Origin of the sequence: Mesorhizobium sp. M2E.F.Ca.ET.209.01.1.1 (assembly GCF_004010375.2) — a bacterium.
GTDB lineage: Bacteria > Pseudomonadota > Alphaproteobacteria > Rhizobiales > Rhizobiaceae > Mesorhizobium.
In genome coordinates this window covers 28,076-54,050 of record NZ_SADP02000032.1, presented here as the reverse complement: position 1 = coordinate 54,050, position 25,975 = coordinate 28,076, and the positions used below count along the sequence as shown (strand labels likewise).

The 25,975-nt window shown below is 63.1% G+C and carries 36 protein-coding genes and 1 pseudogene; 2 read left to right on the top strand and 35 right to left on the bottom strand.

The window, feature by feature from the left end:
* Window positions 1-64: 64 nt before the first annotated feature.
* The 34 genes from EN852_RS32855 to rpsL all read right to left on the bottom strand — a co-directional run bounded on the left by EN852_RS32855 (window position 65) and on the right by rpsL (window position 23,094).
* Window positions 65-892: an aspartyl/asparaginyl beta-hydroxylase domain-containing protein gene (locus EN852_RS32855; RefSeq protein WP_127867969.1), complete on the bottom strand. Its 828-nt coding sequence runs from the start codon at window positions 890-892 to the stop codon at window positions 65-67.
* A gap of 203 nt (window positions 893-1,095) precedes the next feature.
* Window positions 1,096-2,406: a replication-associated recombination protein A gene (locus EN852_RS32850; RefSeq protein WP_127879989.1), complete on the bottom strand. Its 1,311-nt coding sequence runs from the start codon at window positions 2,404-2,406 to the stop codon at window positions 1,096-1,098.
* A 123-nt stretch (window positions 2,407-2,529) separates the two neighbouring features.
* Window positions 2,530-4,017 carry a DegQ family serine endoprotease gene (locus EN852_RS32845; RefSeq protein WP_127879988.1) on the bottom strand — a complete coding sequence of 496 codons (1,488 nt, stop codon included), beginning with the start codon at window positions 4,015-4,017 and terminating at the stop codon, window positions 2,530-2,532.
* A gap of 192 nt (window positions 4,018-4,209) precedes the next feature.
* Window positions 4,210-4,641: a 50S ribosomal protein L17 gene (gene rplQ / locus EN852_RS32840; RefSeq protein ID WP_127879987.1), complete on the bottom strand. Its 432-nt coding sequence runs from the start codon at window positions 4,639-4,641 to the stop codon at window positions 4,210-4,212.
* A gap of 104 nt (window positions 4,642-4,745) precedes the next feature.
* Complete coding sequence (locus tag EN852_RS32835; RefSeq protein WP_040994640.1) at window positions 4,746-5,756, bottom strand: DNA-directed RNA polymerase subunit alpha; 1,011 nt, start codon at window positions 5,754-5,756, stop codon at window positions 4,746-4,748.
* A gap of 97 nt (window positions 5,757-5,853) precedes the next feature.
* On the bottom strand, window positions 5,854-6,243 hold the full coding sequence (gene rpsK / locus EN852_RS32830; protein WP_006205444.1) for a 30S ribosomal protein S11: 390 nt from the start codon (window positions 6,241-6,243) through the stop codon (window positions 5,854-5,856).
* 124 nt (window positions 6,244-6,367) lie between these two features.
* A complete protein-coding gene (gene rpsM / locus EN852_RS32825; RefSeq protein ID WP_027170351.1) occupies window positions 6,368-6,736 on the bottom strand; it encodes a 30S ribosomal protein S13 in 369 nt (122 codons plus the stop codon).
* A 206-nt stretch (window positions 6,737-6,942) separates the two neighbouring features.
* Window positions 6,943-7,533, bottom strand: coding sequence for an adenylate kinase (locus EN852_RS32820; RefSeq protein ID WP_127879986.1), 591 nt, complete (start codon window positions 7,531-7,533; stop codon window positions 6,943-6,945).
* Complete coding sequence (gene secY / locus EN852_RS32815) at window positions 7,530-8,870, bottom strand: preprotein translocase subunit SecY (protein ID WP_095818133.1); 1,341 nt, start codon at window positions 8,868-8,870, stop codon at window positions 7,530-7,532. Before secY ends, EN852_RS32820 begins: the two co-directional genes overlap by 4 nt.
* 251 nt (window positions 8,871-9,121) lie before the next feature.
* Window positions 9,122-9,595 (bottom strand): 50S ribosomal protein L15, encoded by a 474-nt coding sequence (rplO, locus tag EN852_RS32810; RefSeq protein ID WP_127879985.1) that lies wholly within the window; start codon window positions 9,593-9,595, stop codon window positions 9,122-9,124.
* Between the two features lie 22 nt (window positions 9,596-9,617).
* Window positions 9,618-9,815 (bottom strand): 50S ribosomal protein L30, encoded by a 198-nt coding sequence (rpmD, locus tag EN852_RS32805; protein ID WP_027170355.1) that lies wholly within the window; start codon window positions 9,813-9,815, stop codon window positions 9,618-9,620.
* A 25-nt stretch (window positions 9,816-9,840) separates the two neighbouring features.
* Window positions 9,841-10,410 (bottom strand): 30S ribosomal protein S5, encoded by a 570-nt coding sequence (gene rpsE, locus EN852_RS32800; RefSeq protein ID WP_027046810.1) that lies wholly within the window; start codon window positions 10,408-10,410, stop codon window positions 9,841-9,843.
* Window positions 10,411-10,487: 77 nt separating this feature from the next.
* On the bottom strand, window positions 10,488-10,847 hold the full coding sequence (gene rplR / locus EN852_RS32795) for a 50S ribosomal protein L18 (protein WP_040994632.1): 360 nt from the start codon (window positions 10,845-10,847) through the stop codon (window positions 10,488-10,490).
* A gap of 88 nt (window positions 10,848-10,935) precedes the next feature.
* Complete coding sequence (gene rplF, locus EN852_RS32790; RefSeq protein WP_127867964.1) at window positions 10,936-11,469, bottom strand: 50S ribosomal protein L6; 534 nt, start codon at window positions 11,467-11,469, stop codon at window positions 10,936-10,938.
* Window positions 11,470-11,559: 90 nt separating this feature from the next.
* The gene (gene rpsH / locus EN852_RS32785; protein WP_040994628.1) at window positions 11,560-11,958 is read right to left on the bottom strand and encodes a 30S ribosomal protein S8; all 399 of its coding nucleotides are present in this window, start codon (window positions 11,956-11,958) and stop codon (window positions 11,560-11,562) included.
* Between the two features lie 12 nt (window positions 11,959-11,970).
* A complete protein-coding gene (rpsN, locus tag EN852_RS32780; RefSeq protein WP_112129141.1) occupies window positions 11,971-12,276 on the bottom strand; it encodes a 30S ribosomal protein S14 in 306 nt (101 codons plus the stop codon).
* Between the two features lie 26 nt (window positions 12,277-12,302).
* Window positions 12,303-12,881 (bottom strand): 50S ribosomal protein L5, encoded by a 579-nt coding sequence (gene rplE / locus EN852_RS32775; protein WP_127230323.1) that lies wholly within the window; start codon window positions 12,879-12,881, stop codon window positions 12,303-12,305.
* Window positions 12,874-13,188 carry a 50S ribosomal protein L24 gene (gene rplX, locus EN852_RS32770; RefSeq protein WP_040983021.1) on the bottom strand — a complete coding sequence of 105 codons (315 nt, stop codon included), beginning with the start codon at window positions 13,186-13,188 and terminating at the stop codon, window positions 12,874-12,876. Before rplX ends, rplE begins: the two co-directional genes overlap by 8 nt.
* Window positions 13,189-13,200: 12 nt before the next feature.
* Window positions 13,201-13,569, bottom strand: a complete 369-nt coding sequence (gene rplN, locus EN852_RS32765) for a 50S ribosomal protein L14 (protein WP_006205457.1) — start codon at window positions 13,567-13,569, stop codon at window positions 13,201-13,203.
* A gap of 74 nt (window positions 13,570-13,643) precedes the next feature.
* On the bottom strand, window positions 13,644-13,883 hold the full coding sequence (rpsQ, locus tag EN852_RS32760; RefSeq protein WP_042642192.1) for a 30S ribosomal protein S17: 240 nt from the start codon (window positions 13,881-13,883) through the stop codon (window positions 13,644-13,646).
* Between the two features lie 4 nt (window positions 13,884-13,887).
* Window positions 13,888-14,088, bottom strand: a complete 201-nt coding sequence (rpmC, locus tag EN852_RS32755) for a 50S ribosomal protein L29 (RefSeq protein ID WP_042642190.1) — start codon at window positions 14,086-14,088, stop codon at window positions 13,888-13,890.
* Between the two features lie 12 nt (window positions 14,089-14,100).
* A complete protein-coding gene (gene rplP, locus EN852_RS32750) occupies window positions 14,101-14,514 on the bottom strand; it encodes a 50S ribosomal protein L16 (RefSeq protein WP_027170364.1) in 414 nt (137 codons plus the stop codon).
* A gap of 27 nt (window positions 14,515-14,541) precedes the next feature.
* Window positions 14,542-15,273, bottom strand: coding sequence for a 30S ribosomal protein S3 (gene rpsC / locus EN852_RS32745; RefSeq protein ID WP_040983028.1), 732 nt, complete (start codon window positions 15,271-15,273; stop codon window positions 14,542-14,544).
* A complete protein-coding gene (gene rplV, locus EN852_RS32740; protein WP_010909277.1) occupies window positions 15,273-15,662 on the bottom strand; it encodes a 50S ribosomal protein L22 in 390 nt (129 codons plus the stop codon). Before rplV ends, rpsC begins: the two co-directional genes overlap by 1 nt.
* A gap of 2 nt (window positions 15,663-15,664) precedes the next feature.
* Window positions 15,665-15,943 (bottom strand): 30S ribosomal protein S19, encoded by a 279-nt coding sequence (rpsS, locus tag EN852_RS32735; protein WP_006205463.1) that lies wholly within the window; start codon window positions 15,941-15,943, stop codon window positions 15,665-15,667.
* A gap of 16 nt (window positions 15,944-15,959) precedes the next feature.
* Complete coding sequence (rplB, locus tag EN852_RS32730; RefSeq protein WP_126084116.1) at window positions 15,960-16,793, bottom strand: 50S ribosomal protein L2; 834 nt, start codon at window positions 16,791-16,793, stop codon at window positions 15,960-15,962.
* A 22-nt stretch (window positions 16,794-16,815) separates the two neighbouring features.
* Window positions 16,816-17,109, bottom strand: coding sequence for a 50S ribosomal protein L23 (locus EN852_RS32725; RefSeq protein ID WP_040983033.1), 294 nt, complete (start codon window positions 17,107-17,109; stop codon window positions 16,816-16,818).
* Complete coding sequence (gene rplD, locus EN852_RS32720) at window positions 17,106-17,726, bottom strand: 50S ribosomal protein L4 (RefSeq protein ID WP_112129138.1); 621 nt, start codon at window positions 17,724-17,726, stop codon at window positions 17,106-17,108. The genes EN852_RS32725 and rplD overlap by 4 nt, the downstream gene beginning before the upstream one ends.
* Window positions 17,726-18,445, bottom strand: coding sequence for a 50S ribosomal protein L3 (rplC, locus tag EN852_RS32715; protein WP_127867963.1), 720 nt, complete (start codon window positions 18,443-18,445; stop codon window positions 17,726-17,728). The genes rplD and rplC overlap by 1 nt, the downstream gene beginning before the upstream one ends.
* Window positions 18,446-18,506: 61 nt before the next feature.
* Window positions 18,507-18,815: a 30S ribosomal protein S10 gene (gene rpsJ / locus EN852_RS32710; RefSeq protein WP_006205468.1), complete on the bottom strand. Its 309-nt coding sequence runs from the start codon at window positions 18,813-18,815 to the stop codon at window positions 18,507-18,509.
* A 68-nt stretch (window positions 18,816-18,883) separates the two neighbouring features.
* Window positions 18,884-20,059 carry an elongation factor Tu gene (gene tuf / locus EN852_RS32705; RefSeq protein WP_040983039.1) on the bottom strand — a complete coding sequence of 392 codons (1,176 nt, stop codon included), beginning with the start codon at window positions 20,057-20,059 and terminating at the stop codon, window positions 18,884-18,886.
* Window positions 20,060-20,124: 65 nt separating this feature from the next.
* Entirely contained in the window at window positions 20,125-22,215 is a 2,091-nt protein-coding gene (gene fusA / locus EN852_RS32700; RefSeq protein ID WP_127868898.1) for an elongation factor G, read from the bottom strand.
* Window positions 22,216-22,242: 27 nt separating this feature from the next.
* Window positions 22,243-22,713, bottom strand: coding sequence for a 30S ribosomal protein S7 (rpsG, locus tag EN852_RS32695; RefSeq protein WP_027170372.1), 471 nt, complete (start codon window positions 22,711-22,713; stop codon window positions 22,243-22,245).
* A 9-nt stretch (window positions 22,714-22,722) separates the two neighbouring features.
* Window positions 22,723-23,094 carry a 30S ribosomal protein S12 gene (gene rpsL, locus EN852_RS32690; RefSeq protein ID WP_006202128.1) on the bottom strand — a complete coding sequence of 124 codons (372 nt, stop codon included), beginning with the start codon at window positions 23,092-23,094 and terminating at the stop codon, window positions 22,723-22,725.
* Between the two features lie 461 nt (window positions 23,095-23,555).
* On the opposite strand from rpsL, the gene EN852_RS32680 reads away from it, so the two are divergent.
* Both EN852_RS32680 and EN852_RS32675 read left to right on the top strand, forming a co-directional pair.
* A complete protein-coding gene (locus EN852_RS32680) occupies window positions 23,556-23,837 on the top strand; it encodes a hypothetical protein (protein ID WP_040983044.1) in 282 nt (93 codons plus the stop codon).
* Between the two features lie 86 nt (window positions 23,838-23,923).
* Window positions 23,924-24,853 carry a Gfo/Idh/MocA family oxidoreductase gene (locus tag EN852_RS32675; RefSeq protein WP_127879983.1) on the top strand — a complete coding sequence of 310 codons (930 nt, stop codon included), beginning with the start codon at window positions 23,924-23,926 and terminating at the stop codon, window positions 24,851-24,853.
* A gap of 284 nt (window positions 24,854-25,137) precedes the next feature.
* Here the strand turns inward: EN852_RS32675 and EN852_RS32670 are convergent.
* Window positions 25,138-25,805, bottom strand: a pseudogene (locus tag EN852_RS32670) (O-methyltransferase).
* Between the last annotated feature and the right edge of the window lie 170 nt (window positions 25,806-25,975).

Here is a 25,975-nt window from a genome sequence, read left to right as displayed (position 1 = left end):
CCGCGGCGCGTCAGCGCTATAGGACGTTGGTTTAACGGGCGGGAACCCCGGAGTTTTGCCGCGATCAGTTGGCGGTGGCCTTCGGCTTGGACGAGCCGATCATCTTCCAGTTCTTGTAGAAGACGGAATTGATGCGCTCCACGCTGACCGAGACGACTGAGAGAAGGCGCGCGATCAGTTTTGGGAACGGGGACGGGCGGATGATGTCGACGAAGACGCAGTAGCGGCGGCCGTCATATTCGTTGACCGAGCGGTGGAACAGCGTGTCGTCGAAGATGAATAAGGGATTGTCGTACCAGTAGTTCTTCTTGCTGCCGCACTGGACGAAGATCTCCGCCTGCACCGGGATCAGATTGTAGAGGATGCGCAGGCTGAGCCGCAGCGGACCGAAATGCCAGGACGTGGATTCGCGCTTGCTGAAAACGGATACGGCGATCGTCTTGATGTATTTGTAGTCCTTGTTGAATTCGGGAACGTTGTCGATCTTGTGCTTGCCGTACCACTGGTAGACGTACATGCCGCGCCGGCCGGCGCCGAAATTGGCGTCGATGTCGGCGATGATCTCGTCCTTGCGGGCCTTGAAGACGCCCAGGACCTCGTTGATCTCGCGCTGATAGTCCTCAGGGAACTGCTCGGGCTTCCAGACGCCGGGGTTGCGGTAGCAGAGAAGGTCGACAATCAGGTTGAACGGCGACAGCAGCCAGGTGAACAGGCCATTGCCGAGAAAGTAGCGGTCGAAAAGCTTCCAGTCCTTCTGATCGTTGCGCATGACGTCGATCAGGCCGCAGACGACCCAGATCGCGGTCAGGATCGGGATGAAGTAGAAGGCGAGCGCGAGAACCGCGACCGCGATGGCGACCTTGCGGAGCGACTTGACGGTTTTCTTTTTCATTGCCTTTCGCGCGGGAGGCGCGATCCTGTTCCATGGACAAAATCACGGCAACCCCCGTCAGCCGTGCGCCTTGATAAGGTTTTTTGCTTCCCGGCACAATGCCGTCGCGCGGACCCGTCAGCCGGCCAACATAAATATTTGGAGTCACAGCTCCAACGCTCAGCCGACAGGTTCCGAGCGCGCCGACCGTAGGGCCGCGCAAATCAGCCGTTCCGTTCGCTGCGCAGCTTCGCCCAGTATTCCAGGCGCTTGCGGATGTCGCGCTCGAACCCGCGTTCCGGCGGGTCGTAGAAAGTATGCCGGCCCATCTTCTCCGGAAAATAGTCCTGGCCTGAAAACGCGTCCGGCTCGTCGTGGTCGTAACGATACCCGGCGCCGTAATCCTCCTGCTTCATCAGCTTGGTCGGCGCATTGAGGATGTGCTTGGGCGGCAGCAGCGAGCCGAACTCCTTGGCCGCCGCGGTCGCAGCCTTGAAGGCGGTGTAGACAGCGTTCGATTTCGGCGCGGTGGCGAGATAGACGGTGGCTTGAGCGAAGGCGAGCTCGCCCTCGGGCGAACCAAGATAGTCATAGGCGTCCTTGGCCGCGTTGGCGACGACAAGCGCCTGCGGATCGGCGAGCCCGATATCCTCCACCGCCATGCGCACCAGCCGGCGGCCGAGATAGAGCGGATCCTCGCCGGCGTCGAACATGCGGGCAAGATAGTAGAGCGCCGCGTCCGGATCGGAGCCGCGCACCGATTTATGCAGCGCCGAGATCAGATTGTAATGGCCGTCCTGGCCCTTGTCGTAGATCGGCGCGCGGCGCTGGATGACGCGCTGCAGGCCTTCCGGACCGAAGACCTCGCCTTTCTTGGCGGCGCGCCAGACTTCCTCGGCCAGCGTCAGCGAGGCGCGGCCGTCGCCGTCCGCCATGCGGATCAGCATCGCGCGCGCCTCATCGTCGAGCGGCAGTGCCCTGCCCTCGGTTTCTTCCGCCCGCACCAGTAGCTTGGCGATGCTTTCCTCGCCCAGCGAACGGAACACCAGCACGCGCGCTCGCGACAGAAGCGCCGCGTTGAGCTCGAAGGACGGGTTCTCCGTGGTGGCGCCGACCAGCACCACGGTGCCGTCTTCCATCACCGGAAGAAATCCGTCCTGCTGGGCGCGGTTGAAACGATGGATCTCGTCGACGAAGAGCAGCGTCTGGCGGCCGTTGGCGCGCCTGAGCTTCGCCGCCTCGAAGACCTTCTTGAGGTCGGCGACGCCGGAAAACACCGCCGAGATCTGCTCGAAGGCAAGGTTGGTCTCGCCGGCCAGCAGCCGCGCCACCGTCGTCTTGCCGGTGCCGGGCGGACCCCAGAAGATCATCGAGCCGAGCGAGCCGGAATCGATCAGCCGGGTCAGCGCGCCGTCCGGACCGGTCAGGTGCTCCTGGCCGACGACCTCGCCGAGGTTTTTGGGGCGCAGCCGATCGGCCAGCGGCCGCCCGGGCGGCGCTTTCTCCGGCTCATCGGAACTGAACAGATCGGCCATGCAAGTCTTTTGGTTGAAACGCGATCCGGCTCTTTTGAGAGCATGATCCTGTCCGAACACCGGTTCCCGTTTTCTGCCAAGCGGCCTTCGGTTCGGGATCATGCTCTAAATGGGCAGACCGCCTCAATAACGCAACACCTGGCGCAGTATCTGCCCGCCGCGCTCGACGGTAAAGCGCCACCAGCGCGTGTCCTGTTGGGCAATCTGCGCCAGCGTTGCCGCGGTGTCGATGCTGGTTCCGTTCACCTCGCGCACGATATCGCCGGGTTGGAAGCCGAAATCGGCGGCCGGCGAATCGCGGCTGATATCGATGACGGTGACGCCCTTGAGATCGGTGCGAAGGCCAAGCCGCTGGGCAAGCCTGGGCGACAGCTCCGCGACCTTGGCGCCCGCAAATGGACTGCGGCCGCGCAAGGTCACCTCGCTGGGCTTGGCGCCTTCCGGCGCGCGCTCCAGCGGAATTTCCAGCGTCGCCTGCTGGCCCTTGCTCAGCACGACGAAGGTCGCCTTGGTGCCGATCGAGAGCGTGGCCATGCGATAGTCGAGCGCCTCGATGCTTTCGACCGGGGTGTTGTTGAGCGACAGGATAACGTCGCCGGGCTTCAGGCCGGCCTTGCCGGCCGGGCCGGCGCCCTCGACCGATGAGACCAATGCGCCGGTCGGCTTTTCCATGCCGAGCGATTCGGCGATCTGCGGCGTCACCAGTTCGAACTCGGCGCCGATATAGGGCCGCTCGAAGAAATCGAGCCCGGCCTTGGCGGCGTCGGCGAAGGCGCGCACCATGTTCGAGGGAATGGCGAAGCCGATGCCGATCGAGCCGCCGCTGCGGCTGTAGATCGCCGTGTTGATGCCGACCAGCTGGCCGCCCATGTTGATCAGCGCGCCGCCGGAATTGCCGGGGTTGATGGCGGCGTCGGTCTGGATGAAGTAGCCCGAATCCGAAACGCCGATATGGCTGCGGGCGAGCGCCGAGACAATGCCGCTGGTGGTGGTCTGGCCGACACCGAACGGATTGCCGATGGCCAGCACGAGGTCACCGACCTCCAGCGCGTCGGAATCGCCGATGGCGATCACCGGGAACGGCTTGTCGGCCGAAATCTTGAGCACGGCGAGATCGAGCGTCTCGTCCTTGAGCATGACCTTGGAGGTGAACTCGCGCCCATCCGCTGTCGCGACCTTCACCTCATCGGCGTCCTTGATGACGTGGAAGTTGGTCACGATGACGCCGCTCGGATCGACCAGCACGCCCGAGCCCAGCGAAGACTGCGCGCGCGGCTGGGCGCGGCCGAAGAACTCCTCGAAGAAGGGATCGCCCTCGAAAGGTGACGTCACCTTGGCGGTCTGCGAGGCGTAGACATTGACGACGGCAGGCGCCGTCTGCTTGACCAGCGGCGCGAAGGAAAGCTGCACCTCCTCGCGGCCGAACGGCACACGCTTGTCGGGTCCGGACGTGCCGTTCTCGCCTTCCACACCGTGCAAGAGATCGGTCAGCACATCGGAAAGGCCCGGATCGGCCGGCTTGGCGGCGTCCTCAGCAAAAGCCTGTCTTGCGGCCGGTGCCACGGCGAAGACGGCCAGCGCGGCAACAAGAAACAGTCGTTTGAGGTGCATTTTCGAATCCCTCCAGATCGGGCGCCATTGTCCCGACGATTGTGCAGAATGAAAGGCTAATGCACACAAATGCGACACTTGTCGCGCAAAAGCTTGGGCCTGGACGTGAAATATCCGCTCACTCGACTCAACCTGCTCCAAATGCAAAAGGGGCCCGAAGGCCCCTTGAAGTCATTGAGGAAAACCCAGTCCTCAGGCGGCCGCGGCTTCCTCATTGGTGCCTTCCCCCTCGAGGCGGGCGCGGTCGGCGGCGCCCTTGGCCGAGGTGTCGCGGTCAACGAATTCGATGACCGCCATGGCGGCGTTGTCGCCTTTGCGGAAGCCCGCCTTCATGATGCGCAGATAGCCGCCGTTGCGGGTTGCGTAGCGCGGAGCGAGGGTCTCGAACAGGCGCTTGACGACGCCTTCATTGCCGATCTGGGCGATGACCTGACGACGGGCGTGCAGGTCGCCGCGCTTGCCGAGCGTGACGAGCTTCTCGACGATCGGACGCAGGTCCTTCGCCTTCGGCAGGGTGGTGACGATCTGCTCGTGCTCGATCAGAGACACGGCGAGGTTGGCGAACATCGACTTGCGATGGCTGATGCTGCGGGCGAAACGACGGCCTTTGAAACCGTGGCGCATGGCTCTTTTCCTTCTTCAGTTGTTCAAGAGGCCACGGCCTCTGATGGTTTTCTGCATGACCGTCGGATCGAGCGGCTCGCGCCGCCGATCCTTGGAATTCATGCTCAATATTGGTCTTCGTAACGCTTTGCGAGGTCTTCGATGTTTTCCGGCGGCCAGTCCGGCACTTCCATGCCGAGATGGAGACCCATGGCCGCCAGCACTTCCTTGATCTCGTTCAGCGACTTGCGGCCGAAGTTCGGGGTGCGCAGCATCTCGGCTTCGGTTTTCTGGATCAGGTCGCCGATATAGACGATGTTGTCGTTCTTCAGGCAGTTGGCCGAACGCACCGAAAGTTCGAGCTCGTCGACCTTCTTGAGCAGCGCCGGGTTGAAGGCGAGCTCGGTGACGGCCTCGGTCGCAACTTCCTTCTGCGGCTCGTCGAAGTTGACGAACAGCGCGAGCTGGTCCTGCAGGATGCGGGCGGCGAAAGCGACCGCGTCCTCGCCCGAGATCGAGCCGTTGGTCTCGATGGTCATGGTCAGCTTGTCATAGTCGAGCACCTGGCCCTCGCGGGTGTTCTCGACCTTGTAGGAGACCTTCTTGACCGGCGAGTAGAGCGAGTCGACCGGGATCAGGCCGATCGGCGCGTCCTCGGCGCGGTTGCGCTCGGCCGGCACATAGCCCTTGCCGGTGTCGACGGTGAACTCCATGCGGATCTCGGCGCCCTCGTCCAGCGTGCAGATGACGTGGTCGGGGTTGAGGATCTCGACGTCGCCCACGGTCTGGATGTCGCCGGCGAGCACGGCGCCCGGGCCCTGCTTGCGCACGACCATGCGCTTGGGGCCATCGCCTTCCATGCGGATGGCGATTTCCTTGATGTTGAGCACGATGTCGGTCACGTCCTCGCGCACGCCGGCGATGGACGAGAATTCATGCAGCACGCCGTCGATCTGCACGGCGGTGACGGCCGCGCCGCGCAGCGAAGACAGAAGCACGCGCCGCAGCGCGTTGCCCAGCGTCAGACCAAAACCGCGTTCGAGCGGCTCGGCCACCAGCGTGGTCAGCGTCTTCTTCTTCGACGAGAACTCGATCTTGTTCGGCTTGATCAGTTCCTGCCAGTTTTTCTGGATCATAAATGTCTTCCTTCCTTTGCCCCGCCACCATCCAATCGTGGCGGGCGACACGGAAAACCGCGGAGGAACGCCGTGGCGTTCGCGCGGCGCTTAAAAATCAGACGCGACGCTTCTTGCGCGGGCGGCAGCCATTGTGCGGGATCGGCGTCACGTCGCGGATCGAGGTGATGGTGAAGCCGGCGGCCTGCAGCGCGCGAAGGGCCGATTCACGGCCGGAGCCGGGTCCGCAGACCTCGACCTCGAGCATGCGCATGCCGTGTTCCTGCGCCTTCTTGGCGACGTCCTCGGCAGCCATCTGGGCGGCGAACGGGGTCGACTTGCGCGAGCCCTTGAAGCCCTGGGCACCGGCCGACGACCAGGCAATCGAATTGCCCTGCGCGTCGGTGATGGTGATCATGGTGTTGTTGAAGGTCGAATTGACGTGGGCAACGCCCGACGAGATGTTCTTGCGTTCGCGACGGCGAACACGAGCGGCTTCCTTGGCCATGGTAGTCCTTTCAGTTGATCTCTACACCGCCGTAATGCCAGCGGCTCCACCTCAGGAAGCGAGTAGGGGGTAGTGAGTAGCGAATAGAGCCCTACTCGCTAATGACTACTCGCTATTCGCTCAATTACTTCTTCTTGCCGGCGATCGCCTTGGCCGGGCCCTTGCGGGTGCGTGCATTGGTATGCGTGCGCTGGCCACGGACCGGCAGCGAGCGGCGGTGACGCAGGCCGCGGTAGCAGCCGAGGTCCATGAGCCGCTTGATGTTCATCGAGACTTCGCGGCGCAGGTCGCCTTCGACCTGGTAGTCGCGGTCGATCGTCTCTCGGATCTGCAGCACTTCCGCGTCGGTCAGCTGGTTGACGCGGCGGTCCGCCGGGATGCCGACCTTGTCGACGATCTCCTGGGCAAACTTCTTGCCGATGCCGTGAATGTACTGAAGCGCGATGACGACGCGCTTGTTGGTCGGAATGTTGACGCCGGCTATACGAGCCATGTTCTTCTCTTTCTCCATGTAGGCCGGACGAGCCGGCGTTCAAGTTACCCCGCGTCCGGTGGAGGCCGGCCCTTGCGGGAGTTTCCTGGTTCAAAGCGGATGCCTTGCCCGCAAGGGCAAGCAAAGTCCATGCCTGATAGGAAGACGGGCCGCCATACCCCAACGGCCTACTTCAGTCAAGCGCAATCTTCAATTGCCGGCGCGAGCTATTTCGCCGCGGCCGCGAGCACCTTACCGATCTCGTCGGTCACGGCATCGATGCTGGCCATGCCGTCGACGGTCTTGAGCTTGCCTTTGGCGTAGTAGTAGCCGGTCAGCGGCGCCGTCTTCTTGTAGTATTCGCGCAGGCGTTCCTCGAACACCGCCGGGTTGTCGTCCTTGCGCACCGGCTGGCCGGCGGCTTGAGCATCCTCGGCGCGTTTGACGATTCGCCCGACCAGCGCCTTGTCGTCCACGACAAGCTCGATGACGGTGTCGAGCGCAATGCCGCGCTCGGCAAGCATCGCCTCGACCGCGTCCGCCTGGACCAGCGTGCGCGGATAGCCGTCGAGGATGAAGCCCTTGGCGCAATCCGGCTGATCGATGCGCTCGGCGACGATGGCGTTGACGATTGCGTCAGAGACCAGTTCGCCGGCATCCATCACCGCCTTGGCGCGCTTGCCGACCTCGGTTCCGGCCTGGACGGCGGCACGCAGCATGTCCCCCGTCGAGAGCTGTGGGATACCGTGTTGTTCTACCAGTCTTTGTGCTTGCGTCCCCTTGCCCGCCCCTGGCGGCCCAAGCAATATCAGCCTCATCTGCTCCTCTTCCCCCCACGCAACTTCGACTTCTTGATCAGGCCCTCATACTGGTGCGCGATCAGGTGACCCTGAATCTGCGCCACCGTGTCGAGCGTGACACTGACCACGATCAGAAGCGATGTGCCACCGAGGTAGAAAGGTACGCCAGTCGCTGAAATCAGGAACTCAGGCAACAGACAGACCAGCACCAGGTAGATGGCGCCGATGACGGTGATACGCGTCAGAACATAGTCGATATATTCGGCTGTGCGCTCGCCCGGACGATAGCCAGGGATGAAGCCGGAATGCTTCTTGAGCTGGTCGGCCGTGTCCTTCGGGTTGAAGACGATCGCCGTGTAGAAGAAGGCGAAGAAGACGATCATGCCCGCATAGAAGATCATGTACAGCGGCTGGCCGTGACCGAGCGAGGCCAGGATGGTGCTTGCCCAGGCCGGCAGGTTCGTCGCCTGCGAGAAGCCCGCGACGGTTGCCGGCAAAAGCAGCAGCGAGGACGCGAAGATCGGCGGGATGACGCCCGAAGTGTTGAGCTTCAGCGGCAAATGCGAGGTATCGCCCTGGAACATGCGGTTGCCGACCTGGCGCTTCGGATACTGGATGAGGAGTCGGCGTTGCGCGCGTTCGAAGAAGACGATGAGCGCGATGACGACGATGGCCAGCACGATGATCGCGAGGATAAGGCCCGTCGACAACGCGCCGGTGCGGCCGAGCTCCAGCGTGCCGGAGATCGCCCGCGGCAGGCCGGCGACGATGCCGGAGAAGATGATCAGCGAAATGCCGTTGCCGATGCCGCGCGCCGTGATCTGCTCGCCGAGCCACATCAGGAACATGGTGCCGCCGACCAGCGTGACGACGGTCGAGATGCGGAAGAACATGCCAGGATCGTTGACGATGCCGTTACCGCCCTCAAGCCCGATCGAAATGCCGTAGGCCTGGATCAGCGCCAGGAGCACGGTGCCGTAGCGCGTGTATTGGTTGATGATCTTGCGGCCCTGCTCGCCTTCCTTCTTCAGCGCTTCCAGCGACGGGATGACCGAGGTCATCAGCTGCATGATGATGGAGGCGGAGATGTAGGGCATGATGCCCAGCGCGAAGATCGCCATGCGCTGCACGGCGCCGCCGGCGAACATGTTGAACATGCCGAGCACGCCCTTGCTCTGCGAGGAGAAGGCCTGGGCGAAAGCGTCGGGATTGATGCCGGGAAGCGGGATGTAGGTGCCGAGGCGGTAAACGAGCAGCGCACCGATGGTGAACCAGATGCGCTTCTTGAGATCCTCGGCCTTGGCGAAGGCCGCGAAATTCAGATTGGAGGCTAGTTGTTCAGCAGCCGAAGCCATGCCTGATTCTCCGCTAGAGCATGATGCCGAAAAGTGTGGAGCGGTTTTCGGACAACAGTCTGCTCTACTTCATTGATTTCCGTGTCACGCTCGACGCCCTCGGCGGCGCATGTCACCGAAGCTCACGAGATAAGCTCCGGACCTTAAACATGCAAGCGGCCGCGTTGACGCGGCCGCCCAATTCATCTGGTCAAAGCGCGGTTCGAGGGAAAATGCGAAGTCATCCCGCCCGGCCGCGCTTCAAATCGCCGTTACTCGGCGGCGGCCGCTTCCGGCAGCTTCACCGAACCGCCGGCCTTCTCGATCTTATCGATCGCGGCCTTGGAGGCGCCGGCGACGTCGAAGGAGAGTTTTGCCTTGAGTTCGCCGTCGGACAACACGCGCACGCCGTCCTTGGCGCGACGGATGACGCCGGCGGCGACCAGGGCCTCGGCTGTCACGGCAGCCTTGGCGTCCAGCTTCTTGGCGTCGACAGCCGCCTGGATCTTGGCCAGCGACACAACCGCGAAGCTCTTGCCGAACAGGTTGTTGAAGCCGCGCTTCGGCAGGCGCCGGTAGAGCGGCATCTGGCCACCCTCGAAGCCGTTGATGGCAACGCCCGAACGGGCCTTCTGACCCTTGACGCCGCGACCGGCGGTCTTGCCCGAGCCGGAGCCGATGCCGCGACCGAGGCGCTTCCTGGAATGCGTGGCGCCGTCCTTGTCACGCAGATCGTTGAGTTTCATCATTCTTCTCCTGCGCTTCCGTTCAGGCCTCGTCCACGACGCGGACGAGGTGCTGGACGGCGGCGATCATGCCGCGCACGGAAGGGGTATCTTCCAGCGTGCGCCGCTTGTGCATCTTGTTCAAGCCGAGGCCGACCAGCGTCGCGCGCTGCTCCTTCGGCCGGCGGATCGGGGAGCCGATCTGCTCGACGGTGATGGTCTTGGTAGCTTTCTTGGCCATGGTCGAAATCCCTGGTCAGCGTCGACTATTCTTCAGCCGCAACGGCGGTGCCGCGGCGGGCCTGAAGGGTCGAGTACTTGATGCCGCGCGCGGCAGCCACATCCTTCGGATGCATCTGGCTCTTCAGCGCATCGAAGGTGGCGCGAACCATGTTGTAGGGGTTCGACGAACCCATCGACTTGGCGACCACGTCATGCATGCCGAGCGTCTCGAAAACGGCGCGCATTGGGCCGCCGGCGATGATGCCGGTACCCTGCTTGGCGGCCCGCAGCAGAACGCGTCCGGCGCCCCAGCGGCCCTCGACGTCGTGATGCAGCGTGCGGCCTGAACGCAGCGGCACGAAGATCATGTCGCGCTTGGCCGATTCGGTCGCCTTGCGGATCGCTTCCGGCACTTCGCGCGCCTTGCCGTGGCCGAAGCCAACGCGGCCCTTCTGGTCGCCGACGACGACGAGAGCGGCAAAGCCGAAACGACGGCCACCCTTCACCACCTTGGCGACGCGGTTGATGTGGACAAGCTTGTCCACCATGCCGTCGTCACGCTCTTCGCGTTCACGCTCGCGGCCGCGGCCGCCTTCTCTACGTTCCTGTGCCATATCCTGTTCCTTGTTCTTTTCCGGAAGCACGGGTTGCTGTTTGCCGACGCCGCATTTCGGTCGCCGACGGTTTAAAATCAGAAGCTGAGACCGCCTTCGCGGGCAGCCTCGGCCAGCGCCTTGACGCGGCCATGATAGATGTACGGGCCGCGATCGAAGACGACTTCCTTGACGCCGGCCTTGGCGGCGCGCTCTGCGATCAGCTTGCCGACGGCGGCGGCGGCAGCGGTGTCGGCGCCGGTCTTGAGCGAACCCTTGAGGTCCTTCTCGAGCGTCGAGGCGGCGGCCAGCGTGTGGCCCTTGGCGTCGTCGATCACCTGGACGTAGATGTTCTTCGATGTGCGATGCACCGACAGACGCGGGCGCTCGCCGGCGACCTTCTTGATCTGGCGGCGGATGCGCTGCGCGCGGCGCTGGGTGGCTTCTTTTGTGCTCATACTATCAGTTCCCTGCCTTCAGAAAACGGGGGCAACCCTGTGCGGTAGGCCAAGCCTCCCGCGGCCGCTCCCCGCGGCGTTACACTTCTTACTTCTTCTTGCCTTCCTTGCGCACGATGCGCTCGTCGGCATAGCGCACGCCTTTGCCCTTGTACGGCTCCGGACCGCGATACTCGCGGATCTCGGCGGCGACTTGGCCGACCTGCTGCTTGTCGATGCCCGAGACCGTGATTTCGGTCGGCTTCGGCACGGTGATGGTGATGCCCTGCGGCGTCTGGTAGATCACGTCATGGCTGAAGCCAAGCGCCAGTTGCAGGTTCTTGCCCTGCAGCGCAGCACGATAGCCGACGCCGGTGATCTCGAGCTTCTTCTCGAAGCCGTCCTTCACGCCCTGCAGAATGTTGACGATCTGCGTGCGCGACATGCCCCACTTGGAGCGGGCGGTCTTGGTCTGGTCGCGCGGCTCGACGGAGATCTCGTTGTTCTCCATCTTCACCAGCACTTCGTCGTTCACCACGAACTTCAGCTCGCCCTTCGGGCCCTTCGCCGTCACGGTCTGGCCGTTGACGGTCGCGGTCACGCCCTGCGGCAGCGAAACGGGTTTCTTTCCGATACGAGACATTTTGTTGTCCTCGTCACTTCTTTGGTTTCAGGTTCCAGTTCCCGGGCGCGATCCCGAGAACCGAAGCCCATTCATCAATCTCTTGGCCGATCAGAAGATCTGGCAGAGGATCTCGCCGCCGACATTCTGCTCACGCGCTTCATGGTCGGCCATGACGCCCTTCGGCGTCGAAAGGATGGCGATGCCGAGGCCGTTGGCGACCTGCGGGATCGACTTGGCCGAGACATAGACGCGGCGGCCGGGCTTCGAGACGCGCTCGATTTCGCGCACGACCGGGGCGCCATCGAAATACTTCAGCTCGATCTCGATTTCCGACTTGCCGTTTTCGAAGTCGGTCTGGCTGTAGTCGCGGATATAGCCTTCCGACTTCAGCACGTCGAGAACGCGGGCGCGCAGACGCGAGGCCGGGGTCGAAACGCTCGACTTCTTGCGGCCATAGGCGTTGCGGATACGGGTCAGCATATCGCCGAGAGGATCGCTCAATGACATCTCAGTGTCTCCTTACCAGCTCGACTTGACCAGGCCCGGGATCTGGCCGGTGTTGCCCAGATCGCGAAGCGCGATACGCGAAAGCTTGAGCTTGCGATAGTAGGCGCGCGGACGGCCCGTGACTTCGCAGCGGTTGCGGATGCGGATCTTGGCCGAGTTGCGCGGCAGCGCCGAAAGCTTCAACTGGGCGCGGAAACGCTCTTCCATCGGCTTGGACTGATCCATGATGATGGCCTTCAGCGCGGCGCGCTTGGCGGCGTACTGACCGGTGAGCTTGCGCCGCCGGTTGTTCTTCTCGACTGAGCTGGTCTTTGCCATTTCAGATTTTTCCTTTTTCGCTGCCGTTACTGGCGGAAGGGGAAGTTGAAGGCCTTGAGCAGAGCCCTGGCCTCGTCATCCGTCTTCGCCGTCGTACAAACGATGACGTCCATGCCCCAGACCTGATCGACCTTGTCGTAGTTGATCTCCGGGAACACGATGTGCTCCTTGATGCCCATGGCGTAGTTGCCACGGCCGTCAAAGCTCTTCGGGTTCAGTCCGCGGAAGTCGCGAACGCGCGGCAGCGCGATGTTCACGAGGCGGTCGAGGAACTCGTACATGCGTTCCTTGCGCAGCGTGACCTTGGCGCCGATGGGCATGTTCTCGCGCACCTTGAAGCCCGCGATCGACTTGCGCGAGCGGGTCACGACGGCCTTCTGGCCGGCGATCAGCGCGAGATCCTCGGCCGCGACCGAGGGCTTCTTGGAATCGGCGGTTGCTTCGCCGACACCCATGTTCAGCACGATCTTGTCGATGCGCGGAACCTGCATGTCGTTGTCGTAGCCGAACTGCTCCTGCAGCGCCTTGCGGATGGTCTCGTTGTAGACCTTCTTGAGGCGCGGCTCGTTCTTGGCAGCCGCCTGCTTGGTTTCAGCCTTAGCCATTGATGACTTCTCCCGAGCGCTTGGCGACGCGCACCTTCTTGCCGTCCTTCTGGATGGTGAAGCCGACGCGGGTCGGCTTGCCGTCCTTGGGGTCGGCCAGCGCGATGTTCGACAGGTGGATCGGCGCTTCCTTGGTGATGATCCCGCCCTCTTGGGACTGGGTCTGCTTCTGGTGACGGCGAATGAGGTTCACGCCGCGGACGACCGCGGTGTCTTCCTTCGGCTGCACCGACAGGACTTCGCCCGAACGGCCCTTGTCCTTGCCGGCAAGCACGACGACCTTGTCGCCTTTTCTGATCTTTTGCATTGGTCCGGCTCCTTACAGCACTTCAGGCGCGAGCGAGATGATCTTCATGTGGTTCTTGGCGCGCAGCTCGCGCGGAACCGGTCCGAAGATACGGGTGCCGATCGGCTCTTTCTTATTGTCGACGAGAACGGCCGCGTTCTTGTCGAAACGGATCACGCTGCCGTCCGGGCGGCGGATGTCCTTGGCCGTGCGAACCACGACCGCCTTCATCACATCGCCCTTCTTAACGCGGCCGCGCGGAATGGCTTCCTTGATCGACACCACGATGATGTCGCCGACGGAGGCGTACTTCCGCTTCGAGCCGCCCAGCACCTTGATGCACATGACACGACGGGCGCCGGAATTGTCCGCGACGTCGAGGTTTGTTTGCATCTGAATCATGACTGGCCGCCTTCTTCTTTTCTAACGGGACAGGCGCGCGACGCCCCTCCCCGGTCTGTCCAAAATTCGTTTGTTTACGCTTGGTCCGAGGTAACCACGACCCAGCGCTTGTCCTTCGAAATCGGCTTCGATTCCTGGATAAACACTTGGTCGCCGACCTTGTGGGCGTTGTTCTCGTCGTGCGCCTTGTACTTCTTGGTCATGCGCACGGTCTTCTTCATCACCGGATGCGTGAAGCGACGCTCGACCTTGACGACAACCGTCTTCTCGTTCTTGTCGCTGACGACGGTGCCCTGCAGGATACGCTTCGGCATGGTCTTAACCCTTCTTGGCCGCGGCTTTTTCCGCGGCGATGGTCTTGATGCGCGCGATGTCCTTGCGGACCTGCTTCACGCGCGCGGTCTTCTCGAGCTGGCCGGTGGCCTTCTGGAAGCGCAGATTGAACTGCTCCTTCTTGAGGGCTGCCAGGTCGTCGGTCAGCTGATCCTGGGTCTTGGTCCGGATGTCTTCGGCTTTCATGATCGGCTGTCCTTATTCTGCGATGCGCTGCACGAAGCGCGTCTTGACCGAGAGCTTGGCGGCGCCGAGACGCAGCGCCTCACGCGCGGTCTCCTCGCTGACGCCATCGATCTCGAACATGATGCGGCCGGGCTTGACGCGCGCCGCCCAGTAGTCGACGGCGCCCTTGCCCTTACCCATGCGGACTTCGGTCGGCTTCGAGGTGACCGGCAGATCCGGGAACACCCGGATCCAGACGCGGCCGGCACGCTTCATCTCGCGGGTGATCGCGCGGCGGGCCGCCTCGATCTCACGCGCGGTGACGCGGTTCGGCTCAAGCGCCTTCAGCCCGAAACCGCCGAAATCCAGGTTGGTGCCGCCCTTGGCGGTACCGTGGATACGGCCCTTGAACTGCTTACGGAACTTTGTGCGCTTTGGCTGCAGCATCGTTCTAACTCCAAATTCTCAAATGTCTCAGGCGTTCTCGCGACGACGGCCGCGTTCGCGCTCGCCACCAGCACCGCCGCCATGCGCGGCATCGCCTTCGGTTGCACGGCGCTCGGAAGCCATCGGGTCATGCTCGAGGATCTCGCCCTTGAACACCCACACCTTGACGCCGCAGATGCCGTAAGCCGTGTTAGCCTCGGCCGTGCCGTAGTCGACATCGGCGCGCAGCGTGTGCAGCGGCACGCGGCCTTCGCGGTACCACTCCATGCGCGCGATTTCGGCGCCGCCGAGACGGCCGGAGCAGTTGATGCGGATGCCTTCGGCGCCAAGACGCATGGCCGACTGAACGGCACGCTTCATGGCGCGGCGGAATGCGATGCGGCGCTCGAGCTGCTGGGCGATCGACTGGGCGATCAGCGTGGCGTCGATCTCAGGCTTGCGCACTTCAACGATGTTGAGGTGCGTCTCGGACTTCGTCATCTCGGTCAGCTTCTTGCGCAGCTTCTCGATGTCGGCGCCCTTCTTGCCGATGATCAGGCCCGGACGCGCGGCGTGGATGGTGACGCGGCACTTCTTGTGCGGACGCTCGATCACGACCTTGGAGATCGCGGCCTGCTTGAGTTCCTTCTCGAGATACTTGCGGATCTTGAGGTCCTCATGCAGCAGCTGGCCGTACTCGCCGGTGTTCGCGAACCAGCGCGAATCCCAGGTACGATTGATGCCGAGACGCAGACCGATCGGATTGACTTTCTGGCCCATTATGCGGCCTCCCCTTTTTCCTCGACTTCACGAACGACGATCGTGAGGTGCGAGAACGGCTTCTCGATACGGCTGGCGCGACCGCGGCCACGAGCGTGGAAACGCTTCATGACGATCGACTTGCCGACATAGGCTTCCGCCACCACCAGCGCATCGACATCGAGGTCGTGATTGTTTTCCGCGTTGGCGATCGCCGATTCCAGCGTCTTCTTGACCGTGCCGGAAATCCGCTTGGCCGAAAATTCGAGGTCGGAAAGCGCGGTCGCGACCTTCTTGCCGCGGATCAGCGCGGCAACCAGGTTGAGCTTCTGCGGGCTGATACGGATCGTGCGCAGAACGGCACGCGCCTCGTTATCAGCAAGCCTGCGCGGAGCTTTGGCCTTGCCCATGATTATTTCCTCTTCGCCTTCTTATCCGCGCCGTGACCGTAATAGGTCCGGGTCGGAGCGAATTCACCGAACTTGTGGCCGACCATGTCCTCGTTCACCGAGACCGGGACGTGCTTCTGGCCGTTGTAGACACCGAAGGTGAAGCCGACGAACTGCGGCAGGATGGTGGAGCGACGGCTCCACATCTTGATCACCTCATTGCGACCGCCTTCACGAACCTTGTCCACCTTCTTGAGAAGGTAGCCGTCGATGAAGGGGCCTTTCCAAATCGAACGAGTCACTTGGCGTTACCTCTTCTTAGCTCTTGCGCTGATGGCGCGAGCGCAGGATGAACTTGTCGGTCGCCTTGTTGGACCGCGTCTTCTTGCCCTTGGTCGGCTTGCCCCAAGGCGAAACCGGATGACGGCCACCCGAGGTGCGGCCTTCGCCGCCGCCATGCGGATGGTCGACTGGGTTCATGGCCACGCCGCGATTGTGCGGACGCTTGCCGCGCCAAACGGTGCGACCGGCCTTGCCGTCATTGATGTTGCCGTGGTCGGGGTTCGACACCGCGCCGACGGTGGCCATGCAGGAGCCGTGCACGACGCGCTGCTCGCCCGAGTTGAGGCGCAGGATCGCCATGCCCTGGTCGCGGCCGACGAGCTGGGCGTAACCGCCAGCCGAACGGGCGACCTGGCCGCCCTTGCCCGGCTTCAGCTCGATGTTGTGGACGATCGTGCCGACCGGCATCGAGGCCAGCGGCATCGCGTTGCCCGGCTTCACGTCGACCGCCTCGCCAGCCACGATCTTGTCGCCGGCAGCAAGGCGCTGCGGGGCCAGGATGTAGGACAGCTCGCCGTCGTCATACTTGATCAGCGCGATGAAGGCGGTGCGGTTCGGATCGTATTCGATACGCTCGACCGTGCCGACGACATCGTACTTCTTACGCTTGAAGTCGATGATGCGATACGAACGCTTGTGACCGCCGCCGATGAAGCGGGCCGTGATGCGGCCGTAGTTGTTGCGGCCGCCCGACTTGGTCAGGCCTTCGGTCAGGCCCTTGACGGGCTTGCCCTTGTAGAGGCCCGAGCGGTCGACGATGACCAGCTGGCGGGTGCTCGGCGTTACCGGGTTGAATTTCTTGAGTGCCATTGTCCTGTCCTCGCGGCCTTGCTCAGAGACCCGTCGCGACGTCGATCGACTGGCCGTCGGCCAGCGTCACAACCGCCTTCTTGACGTCGCCCTGGCGGCCAACCGTGCCGCGGAAGCGCTTGATCTTGCCCTTGCGGACGAGCGTGTTCACAGCCGTCACCTTGACGCCGAAGAGAGCTTCCACGGCAGCCTTGATTTCCGGCTTCGACGCCTTCTTGGCGACGTTGAAGACGACCTGGTTCTGCTCGGAAGCCATGGTCGACTTTTCGGTGATCGCCGGCGAGACGATCACGTCGTAGTGACGGAGGTCGGTCATTTAAAGCGCTCCTCGAGAGCCTCGACGGCGGCCTTGGAAAGGACCAGCGTGCCGCGGCGCAGAATGTCGTAGACGTTGATGCCCTGGATGGGCAGCACGTCGATGTTGGGAATGTTGGTCGCCGCCAGCTTGAAGTTCTGGTCAAGCTCGGCGCCGCCGATCACCAGGGCGTTGGTCAGCCCCAGCGTCTCGAGGTTCGCCGCCAGCGCCTTGGTCTTGGCTTCGGCAAGCTTCAGCTCGTCGACGATGATGAGCGAAGCGCTCTTGGCCTTGGCCGAGAGAGCGTGCTTGAGGCCAAGCGCGCGCACCTTCTTCGGCAGGTCGTGCTCATGGCTGCGCACGACCGGGCCGTGCGCCTTGCCGCCGCCGCGGAACTGCGGAGCGCGAGCCGAATGGTGACGGGCGCGGCCCGTACCCTTCTGCTTGTACATCTTGGCGCCGGTGCGCGCGATTTCGGCGCGGCCCTTGGCCTTGTGCGTGCCCTGCTGCTTCTTGGCGAGCTGCCAGCGCACGACGCGCTGCAGGATGTCCTCGCGCGGGTCAAGGCCGAAAATCTCCTCGGAGAGTTTCACCTTGCCGGCGTCCTTGCCGCCGAGCGTTGTGATCTTGAGGTCCATTATTCCGCTCCCTCAGTGGCCGGGGCTTCGTTCTTGGCGGCAGCGGCAGCACGGATCGCGGCGGGCTTCGGCGCGTTGGCCGGCAGCGCAACCTTGGCGGCGTCGCGAACCAGGATCCAGGCGCCCTTGACGCCGGGAACCGCGCCGCGGATCAGGATCAGGCCGCGATCGGCGTCGGTCGAGACGACTTCGACATTCTGCGTGGTCACGCGGGTGTCACCCATGTGGCCGGCCATCTTCTTGCCCTTGAACACCTTGCCGGGGTCCTGGCGCTGACCGGTCGAGCCGTGCGTGCGGTGCGAGACCGAGTTACCGTGGGTCGCGCGGCCACCACCCATGTTGTGCCGCTTGATCACACCCTGGAAACCCTTACCGGTCGAGGTGCCGGTGACGTCGACCTTCTGGCCGGCGACGAAATGCTCGACGGTCAGCTCGGCGCCGACGTCGATCATGTTGTCGGCGGAGACGCGGAACTCGGCGAGCTTCGCCTTCGGCTCGACGGAGGCGGCGGCGAAATGGCCGCGCAGCGCCTTCGACGTGTTCTTCACCTTGGCAAGGCCAACGCCGAGCTGCACGGCGGTGTAGCCGTTCTTCTCCTGCGTGCGCTGAGCCACGACCTGGCAGTTCTCCATCTGGAGAACGGTGACGGGAACGTGTTCCCCGGCATCGTTATAGATGCGGGTCATTCCCACCTTCTTTGCAATCACACCTGAACGCATCGGTTCAATTCCTTTAGAGTTCCGGGCCAGGGGCAGCGCCCCTTACCGCGCTCTCAATCCCTTAGAGCTTGATCTCGACGTCGACACCGGCGGCCAGATCGAGCTTCATCAAAGCATCGACCGTCTGCGGGGTCGGATCGACGATGTCGAGCAGACGCTTGTGCGTGCGCATCTCGAACTGCTCGCGGCTCTTCTTGTCGACGTGGGGCGACCGGTTGACCGTGAATTTTTCGATCCGCGTCGGCAGCGGAATGGGGCCGCGGACGTTGGCGCCGGTGCGCTTGGCGGTCGACACGATTTCGCGCGTCGAGGCGTCGAGCACCCGGTGGTCAAACGCCTTAAGGCGGATGCGGATATTCTGTCCGTTCATGCGTCAATTCCTTGTTCTGGCGCGGCGCGGGCAGCTCCCGCGCCCGCGACAGATCCGTTTCAGTCCAATTACTCTTTGATGGTGACGACGATGCCGGCACCGACGGTGCGGCCGCCTTCACGGATGGCGAAGCGCAGCTTCTCTTCCATCGCGATCGGCACGATCAGCTCGACGTCGACGGTGATGTTGTCGCCGGGCATCACCATCTCGGTGCCGGCCGGCAGCGTCACGATGCCGGTCACGTCCGTCGTGCGGAAGTAGAACTGCGGACGGTAGTTGGTGAAGAACGGCGTGTGACGGCCACCTTCGTCCTTGGTCAGGATGTAGGCTTCGGCCACGAACTTCTTGTGCGGCTTCACCGAGCCGGGCTTGGCCAGAACCTGGCCGCGCTCGACGCCCTCACGGTCGATGCCGCGCAGCAGCGCGCCGATGTTGTCGCCCGCCTGGCCCTGGTCGAGCAGCTTGCGGAACATTTCCACGCCCGTGCAGGTCGTCTTGGCGGTCGGACGGATGCCGACGATTTCCAGTTCCTCGCCAACCTTGACTACGCCGCGCTCGACGCGGCCGGTCACCACCGTGCCGCGGCCCGAGATCGAGAACACGTCTTCGATCGGCATCAGGAACGGCTTGTCCAGCGGACGGACCGGCGTCGGGATGTAGGCGTCGACCTGAGCCATCAGCTCGCGGATGGCGTCCTCGCCGATGGTCTTGTTGGAGTCTTCAAGAGCGGCCAGCGCCGAGCCCTTGACGATCGGAATGTCGTCGCCGGGGAACTCGTTCTTCGACAAAAGCTCGCGAACCTCGAGCTCGACCAGCTCGAGCAGCTCGGCGTCGTCGACCTGGTCGACCTTGTTGAGGAACACCACGATCGAGGGCACGCCGACCTGACGGGCCAGCAGGATGTGCTCGCGGGTCTGCGGCATCGGGCCGTCGGCGGCCGACACGACCAGGATCGCGCCGTCCATCTGCGCGGCGCCGGTGATCATGTTCTTCACATAGTCGGCGTGGCCGGGGCAGTCGACGTGGGCATAGTGACGGTTGGCCGTCTCATACTCGACATGCGCCGTCGAGATCGTGATGCCGCGCGCCTTCTCTTCCGGGGCCGCGTCGATCTGGTCATAGCGCTTGTATTCGCCAAAATACTTCGTGATCGCCGCCGTCAGCGACGTCTTGCCATGATCGACGTGGCCGATCGTGCCAATGTTCACATGCGGCTTGGTGCGCTCGAATTTACCTTTTGCCATGTGATCTCTCCATTCCTGCCTGCCCGTGCGGGCCTTGAATTAAGGTCTCGTGCAACCCGCTCGAGTTACGCGTATTTCTTCTGAACTTCCTGGGCGACCGCGGTCGGAACCGGCTCGTAGTGGTCGAACTGCATCGTGTACTGGGCGCGGCCCTGCGACATCGAACGCAGATTGTCGACGTACTTGAACATGTTCGCCAGCGGCACCATCGCGTTGATGACGACGGCAACGCCGCGCGCTTCCTGGCCCTGGATCTGGCCACGACGGCCATTGAGGTCGCCGATAACGCCGCCGACATAATCTTCCGGCGTCACGACCTCGACCTTCATGATCGGCTCGAGCAGCTGCACGCCGAGGCGCGGAGCAGCTTCCTTGAAGCAGGCGCGAGAAGCGATTTCGAACGCCAGCACCGAGGAGTCGACGTCGTGGAAGGCGCCGTCGATCAGGGTCGCCTTGACGCCGATCATCGGGAAGCCGGCGAACGGGCCGGAACCCATGACGCTGTTGATGCCCTTCTCGACGCCCGGGATGTATTCCTTCGGAACCGCACCGCCGACGATCTTGGACTCGAACACGAACTCTTCGCTCTCGGTGTTCGGCTCAAACAGGATCTTGACGCGAGCGAACTGGCCGGTACCGCCGGTCTGCTTCTTGTGCGTGTAATCCTGTTCGTGCGTGCGGGTGATCGTCTCACGATAGGCCACCTGCGGCGCGCCGACGTTGGCTTCCACCTTGAACTCGCGGCGCATGCGGTCGACGATGATGTCGAGATGCAGCTCGCCCATGCCGGCGATGATGGTCTGACCGCTTTCCTCGTCGGTCTTGACGCGGAAGGACGGATCCTCAGCCGCCAGGCGATGCAGCGCGAGGCCCATCTTTTCCTGGTCGTTCTTGGTCTTCGGCTCGATGGCGATCTGGATGACCGGATCGGGGAATTCCATGCGCTCGAGGATGACCGGGTGCAGCGGATCGCAGAGCGTGTCGCCGGTGGTCGTATCCTTGAGGCCGGCCAGCGCAACGATGTCGCCGGCGTAAGCCTCTTCGATGTCGGCGCGCGAGTTCGCATGCATCTGCAGCATGCGGCCGATGCGTTCCTTCTTGCCCTTCACCGTGTTGTCGAGCGAGGTGCCCTTGGTGAGCTTGCCCGAATAGATGCGGGCGAAGGTCAGCGAACCGACGAACGGGTCGTTCATGATCTTGAACGCCAGCATCGACAGCGGCTCGTTGTCATCGGCGTGACGCTCGATCTCGGCGTCGGTCTTGGCGTCGACACCCTTGATGGCCGGCACGTCGATCGGCGACGGCAGGTATTCGACGACGGCGTCGAGCAGCGGCTGCACGCCCTTGTTCTTGAAAGCCGAACCGCAGAACATCGGGAAGAACTTGACCGCGATGGTGCCCTTGCGGATCAGCGCGCGGATCTCGTCGTTCGACGGCATGTTGCCTTCGAGGTAGTTCTCGAGCGCGGTCTCGTCCATCTCGACGGCGGCTTCGATCATCTTCTCACGGAACTGAGCGGCCTTTTCCTTGAGGTCGGCCGGGATCTCGACGACGTCCCAGGCGGCGCCCAGGGTTTCATCGCGCCAGACAAGCGCGTTCATCTCGACGAGGTCGACGACGCCCTTGAACTCGGTCTCGGCGCCGATCGGCAGCTGCATGACGACGGCCTGCGCGCCGAGGCGCGAACCGATCATTTCCACCGAGCGGTAGAAGTCGGCGCCGATCTTGTCCATCTTGTTGCAGAAGATCATGCGCGGCACGTGGTACTTGTCGGCCTGGCGCCACACCGTCTCGGTCTGCGGCTCCACGCCGGCGTTGGCATCGAGCAGCGCGATGGCGCCGTCGAGCACGCGCAGCGAACGCTCGACTTCGATGGTGAAGTCGACGTGTCCGGGAGTGTCGATGATGTTGAAGCGGCGCATCTTGCCGTCACGACCCTTCCAGAAGGTCGTGGTCGCGGCGGACGTGATGGTGATGCCGCGTTCCTGCTCCTGCTCCATCCAGTCCATGGTGGCAGCGCCGTCATGGACTTCGCCGATCTTGTGCGACTTGCCCGTGTAGTACAGGACGCGCTCGGTCGTCGTCGTCTTGCCGGCGTCGATATGCGCCATGATACCGAAATTGCGGTAGTCTTCGATCTTGTATTCGCGGGCCATGGGAGGTGCCTCTCAGTCTCTTTCGCGTTACCAGCGGTAATGCGCGAAGGCGCGGTTGGCTTCCGCCATCTTGTGGGTGTCTTCACGCTTCTTGACGGCGGTGCCGCGGTTGTTGGCCGCGTCCATCAGCTCGCCCGAGAGGCGGTCGACCATCGTGGTCTCGTTGCGGTTGCGGGCCGCGGCGATCAGCCAGCGGATGGCCAGCGCCTGACGGCGCTCGGGGCGCACGTCGACCGGAACCTGGTAGGTGGCGCCGCCGACGCGACGCGAGCGCACTTCCACATGCGGCGCGACATTGTCGAGCGCCTGGTGGAAGACGGTGACCGGCTCCTGCTTGGTCTTGGCCTGGACCTGGTCCAGCGCGCCATAGACGATGGTCTCGGCAACCGACTTCTTGCCGTCATACATGACGGCGTTCATGAACTTGGTGACGATCAGATCGCCGAACTTGGGATCCGGATTGATCTCACGCTTTTCTGCACTGTGACGACGGGACATGGGAAACCCTTACTTCGGACGCTTGGCGCCGTATTTCGAACGACGCTGCTTGCGGTTCTTCACACCCTGCGTGTCGAGCACGCCGCGGATGATGTGGTAGCGGACGCCCGGCAGATCCTTGACGCGGCCGCCGCGGATCATGACCACCGAGTGTTCCTGAAGGTTGTGGCCTTCGCCGGGGATGTAGCCGATCACCTCAAAACCGTTGGTCAGGCGAATCTTGGCCACCTTGCGCAGCGCCGAGTTCGGCTTCTTCGGCGTCGTGGTGTAGACGCGCGTGCAGACGCCCCGCTTCTGCGGGTTCTGCTGCATGGCCGGGACCTTGTTGCGCTTCACCGGCGCCAGGCGCGGCTTGCGGATCAGCTGGTTGACGGTAGGCATTAAACCCTCTTGTCTCTCAATTCCGTGTCTGCCCTGTCAGGGCCGCTCAAAGCGTCATTTCCATACGCGAATTCGGGCAACACACCGCGCCTCGCGGTCCTGCCCGAACAAATTGCAGAGGAAGCGGAAGCCGCTTCATGCGCGCCGGAAATGTCTTTTCGCTCGTAAAACGAACCCTGTTTGAGACAAACTCCAAAGCGTGTCGCCTCGGAAAGGCTAGTCTCACATCGGTTCTGACGTCGCGGCTTCTACTCGTAAGGCCATTGCCCGTCAACCCCGCAACGGCAAATATTGCGGTCAATTCGAGGCTTGGCAGCCATGCGCGAAACGCATGTAATTTTATTGCGCCTTTTTTCAAGAGCGAGGAAGAAAGTGACCGGCTTGCGGCTGTCTTCCGCACCGGCTTCGTGCCAAAAGGCGGCTTCAACCGGACTTTCCGCCGGAAAACGAGGAATCAGCCCGTGAACGACAATGAAGAACGGCCGGTCACCATCATCACCGGACGAGTCTGGCGCAAGAAAGGAGGCAAGCCCGAGGGCGTGCATGTGATGCTCGTCGCGCCCGACGATGATTCTGCCGTGCGTCGCGCGCTCGAATCACTTGCCGCGGAAGGATTCGCGGAGGCCGAGCTCGACCAGATTGGCGACATGGAAGGCGAGCCCGACGAGGAGCCGCATTTGTCGGCCTATCAGGGCGCGCTGGAAGGCGAGGTCTCGATCGTCACTTTCGACGAGCCGTTCTGACCTCGCTGCCGTGCGCAACGTCCCTTCCCCGCTCTGCCCCCCAACGCTTCCCTATTAGACAGCCATTCTTTGCTTCCGGAGTTCCCATGACCAGCAATCCCATCAAGCTCGGCATCGTCGGCGTGGGCAAGATCGTGCGCGACCAGCACCTGCCCGCGGTCGCCAAGGACGGCGATTACCAGCTTGCCGCCGCGGCTAGCCGCCACGGCAAGGTCGACGGCATTCCGAACTACCCGACGATCGAGGCGATGCTTGCAGCCGAACCCGGCCTCGATGCGGTCTCGCTCTGCATGCCGCCGCAGTTCCGCTACGATGCGGCGCGCACCGCGCTGGAAGCGAAGAAGCATGTGTTCCTCGAAAAGCCGCCAGGCGCGACGGTGAGCGAGGTCGAGCATCTCAAGGCGCTTGCCGCAAAGAACGGCGTCTCGCTCTTCGCCAGCTGGCATTCGCGCTATGCGCCGGCGGTCGGGGCCGCGCGTAGTTTCCTGGCTTCGGCCAAGCTCACTTCCGCTGCCATCAACTGGAAGGAAGATGTGCGCCGCTGGCATCCGAACCAGGAATGGATTTGGGAACCGGGCGGCTTCGGCGTCTTCGATCCGGGCATCAACGCGCTGTCGATTGCCGCCCACATCCTGCCGCCGATGTTCATCACCTCGGCCGTGCTCGACTTTCCGGAAAACCGCGCGGCTCCGGTCGCCGCGCATGTCGCCTTCCGCACCTCGAACGGCCTGCCGGTGACGATGGAGCTCGACTGGCTGCAGACCGGCCCGCAGAGCTGGGACATCCTGGCCGAGACCGACAAGGGCCAGATGGTGCTGTCGGGCGGCGGCGCCAAGCTCGCCGTCGACGGCAAGATCGTCCATGACGAGCCGGAAGCCGAATACCCGATGCTCTACAAGCATTTCGCCGAGATCGTTCGCGCGGGAGTCTCGGATGTAGATCTCGCGCCGCTGCAGCACGTCGCCGACGCCTTCATGCTGGGCAAGCGTAACGTGGTCGAAGCGTTCTTCGACTGAGTTGTGATCGCCGACCTGGCTGCAATGCACGCTCGCGCCAGGTCGACCCCCACTCCGTCTCGGCTTCGCCGAGCCACCTCTCCCCCGATCGACGGGGTAGAGGAAAGGCGCCGAGCTTTTTGTCGTCAGCGCTCGTCCAGCAAAGCTCCCTTCCTTTCCCTCCGAAGGGGAAAGGTGGCGCTGCGAAGCAGCGACGGGTTGGGGAAGCCGGTCGTCAAACGAAAAGCCGATGACAAGTGGGCACGACCGAATGGTCTGATATCACCGTCATTTACGGCACGATGTCATTTGACGATCGCGATCGCGAATCCGTCGTAGCCCTTGGCGCCAACTGTCTGGATGGCTGTTCCGTCCAGCCGCTTCTCGGCGCCGATGAAGGAGAATGCCGCACGCGCTCCTTCGACATTGGCGTCGCGACCATCCGTATCGAGCACCGCACCGTCGCGGATGACGTTGTCGCAGACGATGACCGCGCCCGGGCGCGACAGCTTCATCGCCCAGTCGAGATAATTCGGGTTGTTGGGCTTATCGGCGTCGATGAAGATCAGGTCGAAGGGGCCGGCATTTTCGTCAACCAGTGCGGCGAGCGACTGGAGCGCGGGACCGACCCGTAGGTCGACCTTGCCGGAAACCCCTGCCCGCTCGAAATTGGAGCGCGCAACCTTGGCGTGATGCTGATCGAGCTCCCCAGCGTCACCACCTTCCCGTCCGCCGGCAGTCCCCTCGCCATCCAAATCGTCGAATAGCCGCCGAGCGTGCCAACCTCCAGCACGGTCTTCGCGCCGCGGATGCGCACCAACAGCGACAGCAATTTGCCTTGCGCCGCCGAGACATCGATGGCCGGAAGCCCCTGGTCGCGGTTGGCCTTAAGCACTGCATCCAGCACGGGGTCCGCTTCGAAAAGCGAGGAAACGATATAGTCGTCGACTGCCGTCCAGGTCTTGCTGCTCATGGCTCTTCCTCGTTAGTGAAGTTAGATCAGGATGACGGCTCGTAGATCCATCATCCCTGGTTTCTTTGTTGGAGCATGATCTTCCCCGAAAACCGGTACCCACTTTTCGGGATCATGCTCTGAATGCAAAAAGGGGCCCGTGTGGGCCCCTTCTCTACGTTTCTCATATC